12 protein-coding genes and 2 pseudogenes are annotated in these 11,388 nt (G+C 66.1%); 11 read left to right on the plus strand and 3 right to left on the minus strand.

All coding sequences use genetic code 11. From position 1 onward, the window contains the following. The first annotated feature begins 204 nt into the window (after positions 1-204). The 3 genes and pseudogenes from M3461_20575 to M3461_20585 all read left to right on the plus strand — a co-directional run bounded on the left by M3461_20575 (position 205) and on the right by M3461_20585 (position 2,163). Positions 205-456, plus strand: a pseudogene (locus tag M3461_20575) (glucose-6-phosphate dehydrogenase). Between the two features lie 225 nt (positions 457-681). Further along, entirely contained in the window at positions 682-1,785 is a 1,104-nt protein-coding gene (tal, locus tag M3461_20580; GenBank protein MDQ3776571.1) for a transaldolase, read from the plus strand. A 116-nt stretch (positions 1,786-1,901) separates the two neighbouring features. Further along, a pseudogene (locus M3461_20585) lies at positions 1,902-2,163 on the plus strand (transketolase). Positions 2,164-2,214: 51 nt separating this feature from the next. Here M3461_20585 and M3461_20590 read toward each other — a convergent pair. Beyond that, positions 2,215-2,631: an SEC-C metal-binding domain-containing protein gene (locus M3461_20590; GenBank protein ID MDQ3776572.1), complete on the minus strand. Its 417-nt coding sequence runs from the start codon at positions 2,629-2,631 to the stop codon at positions 2,215-2,217. A gap of 645 nt (positions 2,632-3,276) precedes the next feature. Here M3461_20590 and hslV point away from each other — a divergent pair. Genes hslV through ubiB form a run of 6 tightly spaced genes read left to right on the plus strand, consistent with a single transcriptional unit; the run spans position 3,277 to position 8,508 of the window. Further along, entirely contained in the window at positions 3,277-3,777 is a 501-nt protein-coding gene (gene hslV / locus M3461_20595) for an ATP-dependent protease subunit HslV (protein MDQ3776573.1), read from the plus strand. Between the two features lie 7 nt (positions 3,778-3,784). After that, positions 3,785-5,107, plus strand: coding sequence for an ATP-dependent protease ATPase subunit HslU (gene hslU, locus M3461_20600; GenBank protein MDQ3776574.1), 1,323 nt, complete (start codon positions 3,785-3,787; stop codon positions 5,105-5,107). Next, the gene (locus M3461_20605) at positions 5,104-5,463 is read left to right on the plus strand and encodes a DUF971 domain-containing protein (protein ID MDQ3776575.1); all 360 of its coding nucleotides are present in this window, start codon (positions 5,104-5,106) and stop codon (positions 5,461-5,463) included. Before hslU ends, M3461_20605 begins: the two co-directional genes overlap by 4 nt. Next, positions 5,460-6,203, plus strand: coding sequence for a class I SAM-dependent methyltransferase (locus tag M3461_20610; protein MDQ3776576.1), 744 nt, complete (start codon positions 5,460-5,462; stop codon positions 6,201-6,203). Before M3461_20605 ends, M3461_20610 begins: the two co-directional genes overlap by 4 nt. Positions 6,204-6,218: 15 nt before the next feature. After that, positions 6,219-6,833, plus strand: coding sequence for an SCP2 sterol-binding domain-containing protein (locus M3461_20615; protein MDQ3776577.1), 615 nt, complete (start codon positions 6,219-6,221; stop codon positions 6,831-6,833). Positions 6,834-6,846: 13 nt separating this feature from the next. After that, positions 6,847-8,508, plus strand: a complete 1,662-nt coding sequence (gene ubiB, locus M3461_20620; protein MDQ3776578.1) for a ubiquinone biosynthesis regulatory protein kinase UbiB — start codon at positions 6,847-6,849, stop codon at positions 8,506-8,508. 192 nt (positions 8,509-8,700) lie between these two features. Here the strand turns inward: ubiB and M3461_20625 are convergent, their stop codons facing one another. Then, positions 8,701-8,961 carry a hypothetical protein gene (locus M3461_20625; GenBank protein ID MDQ3776579.1) on the minus strand — a complete coding sequence of 87 codons (261 nt, stop codon included), beginning with the start codon at positions 8,959-8,961 and terminating at the stop codon, positions 8,701-8,703. 440 nt (positions 8,962-9,401) lie between these two features. Beyond that, positions 9,402-9,632 (minus strand): hypothetical protein, encoded by a 231-nt coding sequence (locus tag M3461_20630; GenBank protein MDQ3776580.1) that lies wholly within the window; start codon positions 9,630-9,632, stop codon positions 9,402-9,404. Positions 9,633-9,854: 222 nt separating this feature from the next. Here M3461_20630 and M3461_20635 point away from each other — a divergent pair, with 222 nt between their 5' ends. Further along, positions 9,855-10,583: an SURF1 family protein gene (locus tag M3461_20635; protein ID MDQ3776581.1), complete on the plus strand. Its 729-nt coding sequence runs from the start codon at positions 9,855-9,857 to the stop codon at positions 10,581-10,583. A 40-nt stretch (positions 10,584-10,623) separates the two neighbouring features. Next, positions 10,624-11,187, plus strand: a complete 564-nt coding sequence (locus M3461_20640) for a hypothetical protein (protein MDQ3776582.1) — start codon at positions 10,624-10,626, stop codon at positions 11,185-11,187. Positions 11,188-11,388: the final 201 nt, after the last annotated feature.

The raw sequence follows: 11,388 nt of genomic DNA on the forward strand, positions 1-11,388 counted from the left end.
CCCGCACGCCGCTCCACGATTGCTCGACGCCGCGCCTTGCTTCATCGATACTATGAGTCATCGAAGCCTCCTCTCTCGGTGGTCACATGGTTTCCCAACCGTGATTATTCCGAGTTTTGGAGGCTTCTTTTGGAGGCTTCGTCGATCCCCTACCCCCTGCAAATCCCTAGGATTCTGCGGGATCAGCGTTACGCAAAGTGGGAAATGCACCCGAACTATTTCCGCTTCCGGCTCAGTCCCGAGGTCATCATCTCGGCGGGCGCACGGGTCAAGCAGCCCGGCGAGGAAATGCGTGGCGAGCCGGTGGAGCTGATCGCCCGCCATGAGCCGCGCAGCAAGAAATTGCCGTACGAGCGCCTGCTGCGCGACGCGATCCGAAGCGATCCCTCGCTCTTCACGCGCGACGACAGCGTGGAAGCGGCGTGGCGGGTGATCGACCCGGTGCTCAGCGACGCCGAGCCGGTGCACGAGTACGAGCCCGGTAGCTGGGGACCATCGGCTGCCGCAGGTCTCCTCGGGCCTCGGATCGTGCCATTCCTCGTCGTTGATCACGATGCCAGGCGTCGTGCTGACTCCAGCCCAGGTGGTGTTTTTGCTCGATTTGGACCTGTTGCATTTCCCCGCCGTCGCGCCGGTGCGCGCCGCGGCCACGACCCGCAGCACATCTCCCCAGGAGCAGGCATGAACAAGACCGAGCAGCTGCGCGATCTCGGCCAGAGCCTATGGCTAGACAACATCACCCGCAAGATGCTCGAGGACGCCAGCCTGTGCCGCTACATCGAGGAGTTCTCGGTGACCGGCCTGACGTCGAACCCGACGATCTTCGACGAGGCGATCGGCAACAGCGGCGCCTACGACGAAGGTATCCGCGAAAAGGCGGGCGCTGGTAAATCCGGCGAAGCGTTGTTCATGGAACTGGCGCTGGAAGACCTGCGCCGCGCCGCCGACCTGTTCCGGTCGATCTTCGACTCCACCGACAGGGTCGACGGTTGGGTTTCGATGGAAGTGTCGCCGCTGTTGGCGCAGGACACGGCGGGCAGCATCGCGGCGGCCGCGCAGATCCATGCGCAGGCGGATCGACCGAATCTGTTCGTCAAGATCCCGGGTACGCCGGAAGGGATACCCGCAATCGAGGAATCGATCTTCTCCGGCGTGCCGATCAACGTTACCCTGCTGTTCTCGCGCGAGCAGTATCTCGCCGCCGCCGAGGCCTATCTGCGCGGCATCGAACGACGCATCGCCGCCTGGCTCGATCCGCAGATCGGGTCGGTCGCCTCGCTGTTCGTCAGCCGCTGGGACAAGGCGGTGAGCGACAAGGTGCCCGCGGGATTGCGCAACCGGCTCGGTATCGCGATCGGCCAGCGTACCTACCGCGCCTATCGGGAGCTGCTGTCCTCGCCGCGCTGGCGCCGGCTCGCCGCCGCCGGTGCGCGCCCGCAGCGCCTGCTCTGGGCCAGCACCGGAACGAAGGATCCGCAGGCCCCCGACACCTTGTATGTCGAAGCCCTCGCCGCGCCGGACACCATCGACACCATGCCCGAGAAGACGCTGCGCGCCTATGTCGAGCACGGCGCGCTCAGGGGCGCGATGGCGACCGACGGCGGCGATGCCGAAGCGGTGCTGGCGCACTTCGCGCAGGCCGGGGCCGGGATCGACGTCGACGCGCTCGCGCTCCAGTTGCAGCGCGACGGAGCGCAGGCCTTCGTGAAGTCCTGGAAGGAATTGCTGGAGCGCATCGCCGGCAAGAGCGCGGCGCTCGCCGGCGCCGCCAAGGAGAACGCGTGACTGCCGACCTGCGAGCCGATCTACCAGTATCGGCTTCGGGGTGGCCGGCGTTTGGCTAACCTGCTTTCCGCTCCTCTGCCCGGGGATGGTCGAACGCGTAGTGCCAACTTACTAGCTTCGAAGCCTATGGCTAGCACACCGTGTCGGTCGTGGACGGCAAGGACCTCGCCGCGATCGACTGCCGCACTGCGGACCGCGCGCGCGGAAACGGCGCGGCCGTCGCTGATCCTGGTGCGCACCCACATCGGCTACGGCTCCCCCAACAAGCGCGATAGCTTCGAGGCGCACGGTTCGCCGCTGGGCGTCGACGAGGTGCGCCTGACCAAGCAGAAACTCGGCTGGCCGACTGAGCCGCCGTTCCTGATTCCGGAACCGGCGTGCGTTCCATATTTGGTCTCTCGACGGGACATAGCCACAACCGTGATGGGGTCATCGTCCGCAACACAGCTTGTACTTTCGCCCACTGTTACAGGGACACGGCGCATTGTGCCCGGTCCCCGGGAACTTTTCAGCACGCGCCGACGTTGTCCGGCGCGTTTGGGGCGCGGGTGCCCCTCTGGAAGGTTCCATCGAACCCAGCCGGTGCATGCGCGGGAACATCTCCTGGTGACGCTGGATCATCGGGACGACGACGGAACGCCGAAACGTCTCAAACTGGTCGTCATCCATCTGCAGGGTCGACCGCATCTTGGCGATGGCCTCGTCACGCCCTTGCTCCGGCAACAACGCGAGATTCCAACAGAGCTGACTAAGCACGAACGCGCTGTTCATTTGCTGCGTCGAGCCGTCAGTTTGATCAAGCAGCGGTTGCGCGTAGGCCGCCATGGCTTCTGCAATGCCTCCCATCGAGTCTCTCCGTATGGCGCTGCCTAACGCTGGAATTGACCGGCCCGCCGGCAAGAAACACCACGGCCCGCGCCGGCACACTGCGCACCGAAGCCACCGCACTTGACGCTGCCACTGACCTCGGCGGGTCCGCGTTGAATGGCCTGTCAGGCTGAGTTTATCATGATACCCCTGTTTCTCAAGCGGCGTTTAGACGGCAACCCCAGTGAGCAGCTCAGGAACGCCGTAGTAGCCTGTACTCGAAGAGGCCAGTTCTGATGTGCCGCTGCCTTGCTGGAATCGGCTCTCGGCAGCGCCCATCTGAGCTGAGCTTCTCGCGATCTTCTGAAGCATCTCCAGGGTATCGCGATAAAAGCCTTCGATGAGAAGCGGAGCAGGGCTACGTGGACGAGGTCCGATTCATGATGGGAGCCTCTTGTACGGCTTCCGCTTACGGCTCATGGAAGGCATCGAAGAGCGGTAAATCACGCTGACCCGACCGAGGCCCGGCCGCATGACCCCCTGGTGCCCGGTGCGGCGCCTCCCGGGCCGCCTGCGGCCCCGGCGCGGTTTCCTGGTGTACACTTTCCACCCATGACGGTGCACTCTCCCATCCATTTCGAAGGCACCACCATCCTCTCGGTCAGGCGCGCTGGGCGGGTGGTCATGGGCGGGGACGGGCAGGTGTCGTTGGGCAACACGGTCATGAAAGGCAACGCCTGCAAGGTCAGGCGCATGCGCGGCGATCAGATCCTGGCCGGCTTCGCGGGCGGTACCGCGGATGCCTTCACGCTCTTCGAGCGCTTCGAGGCCAAGCTCGACAAGCACCAGGGCAACCTCAAGCGCTCGGCGGTCGAGCTGGCCAAGGATTGGCGCACCGATCGGGCCTTGAGGCGGTTGGAGGCCCTGCTCGCGGTGGCGGATCGGGGCGCCTCGCTCATCATCTCCGGCACCGGGGATGTGATCGAGCCCGAGGGTGAGGTCCTGGCCATCGGCTCGGGCGGCCCCTTCGCACAGGCCGCGGCGCGGGCGCTCTGCCTGCACACCGAGTTGCCGGCGCGCGCCGTCGTGGAGACGGCGCTCCGCATCGCCGCGGACATCTGCATCTACACCAACGCCAACCTCACCATCGAGGAGATGGAGGCCGAGGCCTCGCCGGTCCGCTAGGCATCCCATGAGCGCGTTCACGCCCGCCGAGATCGTCCGCGAGCTCGACAAACACATCATCGGTCAGGACGCCGCCAAACGCGCCGTCGCCATCGCGCTCCGCAACCGCTGGCGCCGGCTGCAGGTGCGCGCGGATCTCCGCAACGAGATCACACCAAAGAATATATTGATGATCGGCCCGACCGGGGTCGGCAAGACCGAGATCGCGCGCCGCCTCGCGAAGCTCGCCGAGGCGCCCTTCCTCAAGGTGGAGGCCACCAAGTTCACCGAGATCGGGTACGTGGGCCGCGACGTCGAGTCCATCATCCGCGATCTCGGCGACATCGCCGTCAAGATGACGCGCGAGGAGGCCATGTCGCGGGTGCGCGCCCAGGCCCAGGCGGCCGCCGAGGAGCGCGTGCTCGACATCCTGCTCCCGGCCGCGCGCATGGGCGTCGTCCATGACGAGGGCGGCTCCGCGACCCGCGAGCGCTTCCGAGAGATGCTCAAGGACGGCAGGCTCGCCGATCGCGAGATCGAGGCCGAGGTCTCCGCCCCGCGGATCGGCGTCGAGATCATGGCCCCGCCCGGCATGGAGGAGATGACCCAGCAGCTCCAGTCCATGTTCCAGAACCTCGGCAGCGGCCGTACCCGCACCCGCAAGCTGCGCGTCAAGGAGGCACAGAAGCTCCTGGCGGAAGAAGAGGCCTTGAAGCTCATCAACGAGGAGGACATCAAGACCCGGGCGGTGGATCGCGCCGAGCAGCACGGCATCGTGTTCCTGGACGAGATCGACAAGGTCGCGCGGCGCTCCGAATACGGCGGCCCGGATGTCTCGCGCGAGGGCGTGCAGCGCGACCTCCTGCCGCTGGTCGAGGGCTGCACCGTCTCGACCAAGTACGGTGTGATCAAGACCGATCACATCCTCTTCATCGCCTCGGGGGCGTTTCATCTCTCCAAGCCTTCGGACCTGATCCCGGAGCTACAGGGGCGGCTCCCGATCCGGGTCGAGCTCGATGCCCTCACGGTCGGCGACTTCGTGCGCATCCTGACCGAGCCCGACGCCTCCTTGACCGAGCAATACACGGCGCTCATGGAGACCGAGGGGGTGGGCCTCAGGTTCGCGGAATCGGGGATCGCGCGCCTGGCCGAGGTCGCCTGGCAGGTCAATGAGCGCGCCGAGAACATCGGCGCCCGGCGCCTGCACACCGTGCTCGAACGCCTGCTGGAATCGGTGTCGTTCGCGGCCGGCAGCGGCGAGGTCACGGCGCTCACGGTCGATGCCGCCTATGTCGATGCCCAGCTCGGGGCGCTTGCCGAGGACGAGGACCTGGCCCGCTATATCCTATGATCCCGACCGAGATCAAGTTGCACCGGAGATCGCACGTCCTGGAGCTCACCTTCGACGACGGCCAGCAATTCGAGCTGCCCTGCGAGCTCCTGCGGGTACGCTCGCCGTCCGCCGAGGTGCAGGGTCACGGCGGCGAGTGGGTGGTACCGACCGGCAAGGAAGCCGTCAACATCACCAGGATCGAGCCCGTGGGGCAGTACGCCGTACGGCTCACCTTCGACGACGGCCATAACACCGGCCTCTATGCCTGGGATTATCTGTACGACCTCGGCGCCCACTGCGAGCGCTACTGGGCGGAATACCTCGCCGCGCTCGAGAAGCTCGGCTACGCGCGCATCGCCCCTGCTACTTTGTGAGCGAGACCACGGACTTCGGCTTTCGCGCGGTCCCGATCTCGGACAAGGCGCGCCGGGTGGGCGAGGTCTTCACCTCGGTGGCGTTCCGCTATGACCTCATGAACGACCTCATGTCGGGGGGCGTGCACCGCATCTGGAAGGCCTTCGCCGTGGCCCTGGCACGGCCGAGGTGCGGTGAGCGGGTGCTCGATATCGCCGGCGGTACCGGTGACATGACGGCGCGTCTCGTGGACCGGGTCGGTCCCCGGGGATACGTGGTGTTGACCGACGTCAACGCCGCCATGCTCAGGCTCGGGCGCGATCGCCTGATCGACCGGGGCATCGCCGGCAACGTCGCCTACGCTTTCGCGGACGGGGAGGCCCTGCCGTTCGCCGATGGCAGCTTCGATCTGCTCCTGATCGCCTTCGGGCTTCGGAACGTGAGCGACAAGCCCCGTGCGCTGCGATCCATGCACCGCGTGCTGCGCCACGGGGGGCGGCTCGTGATCCTGGAGTTCTCGCGGGCCGTGATGCCGCTCCTGCAGCGCCTTTACGATGTCTATTCCTTCAATGTCATCCCCCTCCTGGGCCAGATCGTCGCGGGTGACCGCGCGAGCTATCGGTATCTGGTCGAATCCATCCGCCGCCACCCCGACCAGGCGGCGCTCATGAGCATGATGGAAGAGGCCGGCTTCGAGATGGCCGCCTACCATAACCTGAGCGGCGGGATCGCCGCGGTACACCGGGCCTACAAGCTCTGAAGAGCGGGTGGATCGATGGCCGGTCCCGTGCCCATGCTCTTGTCCGTGATCGAGCGGCTGTCGGCACGCCTTCTCGCCCTCGACCCGCGCGCCCTCGAGGCGGCGCGCGCGATGGCCGGAAAGGTCATCGCCGTCGAGCTCCTGGGTGTCGGTCAGACCGTTTACTTCGCGCCCGGTGAGCATCGTTTCGAGCTGCTCGACGCCTATACGGGCGATATCCACGTGCGCGTCCGCGGGACGCCGCTCGCGCTCTTGCGCATGGCGCGCGGGGAACAGACGGCGGGGTTCAGCGGCGAGGTCGAGATCATCGGCGATCTTCAGCTCGGCCGCCACCTGCAGTCGATGCTCGCGTCCTTCGACATCGACTGGGAAGAGCTGCTGTCCCAATATCTGGGCGACATCGCCGCCCATCAGCTCGGGAACGTCGTGCGCGATGTATCCGGCTGGGCCGAAGAGGCGCGCCACACGCTCGCGCAGGACACCGTGGAGTACCTGCGAAACGAGGCCGCGATCCTGGCCGAGACGCGCGAGATCGCCGAGTTCGTGGATGCCGTCGACGCGCTGCGCAGCGATGTGGAACGCCTGGAGGCGCGCCTCCAACGCATCGCGCGAGCGCTCGGGCGCGACTGAGCAGCCTCTCCTCATGATCACCTTCGGTCAGGCGCTGCGCGTCGTCGGGATACAGCGGGTGCTCATCCGCCACCGGCTGGACGAGATCATCCTCGAGACCCACCTCTTGAGGCCCATGCGCTTCGTGCTATATCTGCTCCCGTGGAACTGGGTGCGGGCCCCGAACGCGCCGCGTGCCGAGCGCATCCGCCATGCCCTGGAGGACTTGGGCCCGGTCTTCGTCAAGTTCGGCCAGCTGCTCTCGACCCGCCAGGACCTCCTCGCCGACGACGACCTCGCGCTCGAGCTCGCCAAGCTCCGGGACCATGTCGCACCCTTTCCAGGCGCGGAGGCGCACGCCATCGTCGAGCGCGCCTACGGGCGGCCGCCCGCGGAGGTATTCGCGGAATTCGACGAGGCACCGCTGGCCTCGGCATCCATCGCCCAGGTCCACGCCGCGCGGCTCCGGGACGGGCGCCACGTCGTGGTCAAGGTGGTGCGGCCCGGGATCAAGAAGATCATCGGGCGCGACCTCGGCCTCTTGTACATCCTTGCCTCGCTCGCCGAGCGTTACTGGGCGGAGGGGCGCCGGCTCAAACCCACCCGCATCGTCGCGGAATACGAGAAGGTCATCTTCGACGAGCTGGATCTGGTCCGCGAGGCCGCCAATTGCTCGCAGCTCCGGCGCAATTTCGAGGGCGCCGAAGAGGTCTACGTGCCGCGCATCGAATGGGATCTGACCAAGAACACCGTGCTCGTTATGGAGCGCGTCACCGGGATCTCCATCGACAACGTCGAAGCCCTGCGCCAGGCCGGGGTGGACCTGAGACGCCTGGCCGAGGCAGCCGTGCAGGTGTTCTTCGCGGCGGTGTTCCGCGACCGCTATTTCCACGCCGACATGCACGCCGGCAATCTCTTCGTGATCCCGCCGCAGGGTGCCGGCCCGCCCAAGATCGTGCCGGTCGATTTCGGGATCATGGGCTCTCTGTCCGAGTTCGATCAGCGTTATCTCGCCAACAACTTCCTAGCGTTCCTGAAGCGCGATTACCGACGTGTGGCGGAGCTGCACGTGGAATCCGGTTGGGTGCCGGCCGGCACCCGCGTCGACGACTTCGAGTTCGCCATCCGCAGCGTGTGCGAGCCGATGTTCGAGCGCCCCATCACCGACGTGTCCTTCGGGCATCTGTTGTTGCGCCTGTTCCAGACCGCGCAGCGTTTTCACATGGTGATCCTCCCCCAGTTGCTGCTCCTGCAGAAGACGCTCGTCAACATCGAGGGCGTAGCCCGCCAGTTGTACCCGGAGATCGACCTGTGGCAGATCGCGCGGCCGGCGCTGGAACGCTGGATGGGCGAGCGCGTGGGGCTCCGGAGGCTGGTACGCGCCGGTCGGGACGGCGTGCCGATGTGGGCCGAGCGCCTCCCCGGAATACCCGGGGCCGTGATCGATCTGCTCGACCAGGCCAAACACGGCGATCTCAGGTTTCATGTCGAGGCACAGGCGTTCCACGATATCCGCCGCGAGGTTCGCGCGGCCGGCAAGCGCGGCGTGTACGCCATCCTGGGCGCGGCCTTCATCGTCGCCGCCGCGCTGCTCTTCGGCGTGCCGGATCAGACCATGCTCGCCGAGGCCCCGTTCGGCGTATGGGTGCTGGGCGGCTTCGGGCTCCTCATGGTGGCGAACGCCTTACGGCGCTAGCGGCGCCTGTGTCCTGCCGGCCCCCCGATCTCGAACTATTCGACCGGCGGACCGGCTGGCGAGAATGACTTCGTGATGGTGCTCGCGCAAGCCGAGTCCAAAGCCAAGCGCGAGGAATAATTTATTCGACGTGCCTATGGGCAGAACAAGGCGGGGTGGAACCACCCCGCCTTGTTCGTGGTTTTTCCGTCCTTATTCGACCACCTTACCGCCCTTGGCCGTACACTCCTCCTTGGTCAGCGATATCCAACCTTGTCCGGCGCACGCGTTCTTGCCTTTGCAGCTGTTCGCATCGGCTGCGGTATTACACTCCGCTTTGCCTTTGCATGCGTTGACGCCGCCGCATTTAACCTTTCCTTCGGCTACGGGGTGGACGTCTTGCGCAAGTATGGGATTGCTCACGAATAATGCCGCAGCAGCGGTGGCCAACAAAAAGCCCTTGGTATTATTCATACGATTGCCTCCTGATTTTGGATAGATAAACCGGCCAGCTATTGACGTCCTGCGCAATAGCGGGTCGTTCACTCACGCGCAGTATCATACTGCGCTCCCCCTGGCGTTCTCCATGAACACCAGTGATTTGTAGTCGTTCACTTCGTAGCACGGTGGGTCTGTCATTGGTTACAGTCAAAGGAAGGGAAGCACATGACAAGAGGGACTAGAATACATGCCAAAGGCGGATTCGTCAGGATGGTAGTAGCGCGCAATATAGTGGATTTAGCCTTGAAGGTGTCATCACGGCGAATTAGTATTCGCCTATCTTACCTTGGACGCCTTACAAAGTTCAATGCCCGGCGCCGGGGTCCATCGAGCCCGCATCTCCCTTGTTCACGTGAAGTCCCTCGACCGCAGGCCGCGGGTGCGAACCCCGGAAAGTATCCCACGATACTGGCCTACGGCGCATCTTGGGATTGCCTCCCCACAACGGGAAGTACCAGACGGCCCTTGAGAAAACCGAACTCGATGTCGGCGGGCGCGGGTCGTCCCTCGGCATCGACGATGGGCGGGAAGCGCTCCGGCAGGCCCGCGGCGAGCTCCCTGAGCGCCTGCATCTCGTTCGGGCTCAGCACCGCCTCGGCCCCGCTCGCCGCACCTGGATCGGTCTCCCGCACCGAGTCCTCCATGCGCGCCCGCAGCCGCTCGGTGGGCTCGCGACGCGCTGGCCCCGGAAGCCCCGCGATGCGCCGATACCACTCACCATCCAGTCATAGGCACCCTGTCCGGTCCCGGCCATGGGCCGATCCAGTAGATCGCGGAACACCCCGAAGGGGATGGCGAGCCCCACCATCCCGGCCTCCGGGTTCTCATGCTAATCTAGCAACAGTTGGCTGCGGGCTTCGAGGCGAGTGGGTCGGAAAGCGAGGTGGAGCGCCGAGATCGGTCTCGGCATCGCTGCCCTGTGCCTCGCGGTGCTGTTCGCGCGGCTCGGTTTCTGGCAGATCGGGCGGGCCGCAGAAAAGGAGGCCCTGTCGTCCGCTGCCGCCGCGCGCGCGCGGCTCCCGGCCATCACCTTCGAGACGCCCGTCGGGTCTGCGGACGAGCTCCGGTTTCGCAGGGCCACCTTGCGCGGCAGCTTCGAACCCCTGGAGCAACTCTTCATCGACAACCAGACCGACCACGGCCGCGCGGGCTACCACGTGATCACGCCTTTGCGGCTCGCCCCTTCGGGACGTCGGATCCTCGTCAATCGGGGCTGGGTGCCGATAGGGCCGGACCGCGGGCACCTGCCCGCTATCGAGGCGCCGGCGGGCGAGATCGAGCTCCGCGGCGTCCTCGATCGCCCACCCGCGCCGCGCTTCGCGATCGATCGGCTGTCGCGGCCGGGGCCCGAATGGGGGCGTCGCTGGGCGTATCTCGACCTCGGCTACTTCGCACGCAGCACCGGGCTCTCGGTGGAACCCTATGTCATGCTCCTGGATCCGGGCGCGCCCGGTGGGTTCGTGCGCGAGTGGCCGCGATTGCAGGACCGGCACCACCGGCACCTGTCCTATGCCGGCCAGTGGTTTCTGCTCGCCGGGGTGACCGTCTGCGCCTATCTCGCGCTATGGCGGTCGCGTCGGCGCCCGAGCGCCTGAGCGGCGGATGGGGCCGCTGGCGAGACCACGCCCGCGCGGGTTGAGGCCGCTCCTCTGCATGGCCGTGCTCACGCTCCTGCCGGTCGTCGGCGCATTCGTGCTGTATTTGCACCCCGAGTGGGCGCCCGAGGGCCGCGTGCACCACGGCGACCTGGTCGAGCCACCCCAGCCGCTCGCCGACCCGCTCTTTACGACCCTCACGGGCGAGCCGTTCTCCCCACGGGCATGGCAAGGCCGGTGGACCCTGCTCCGCGTCATCGGGGATTGCGGTCCCGAATGCCGCACCGACATCGACACGCTGACCCGTATCCATCTGCTGCTGGGTGCGAACCAGGAGCGGCTACAACACGCCGTGGCGCTCTTCGCGACCGGCACCGCGCCCACATTGCGGCGGGTGATGGAAGACTTTCCCGGCACGCTCGCCCTGTACGCCGAGGGAGCCCTTCGCGTCGATGGGAAATGGGAGGGCCCCTTCGCTGCCGGGCCGGGGCTGTATGTCCTCGATCCCGAGGTACGGGTGATATTGCGCTATGCGCCCGGGTTCGACGCCTTCGGCGTCCTGGAGGATTTGAAACGGCTCTTGAAATATTCCTGGCTCGGGTAAGCGCCAACGATGGTTTATACTTCCTATGCTCCTAGACGGAAATACCGTCGAATAGCATGACAAAGCGCGACAAAAGAGTGGCTCTCCTGTCGCCGATAGCGTGGCGAACGCCTCCTCGGCAATACGGCGCCTGGGAAACGGTGGCGAGCAACATCACCGAAGGGCTCGTCGCCCGTGGCTGGGATGTAACGTTGTTCGCCA

The sequence above is a fragment of the Pseudomonadota bacterium genome, from assembly GCA_030860485.1.
Taxonomy (GTDB): domain Bacteria; phylum Pseudomonadota; class Gammaproteobacteria; order JACCXJ01; family JACCXJ01; genus JACCXJ01.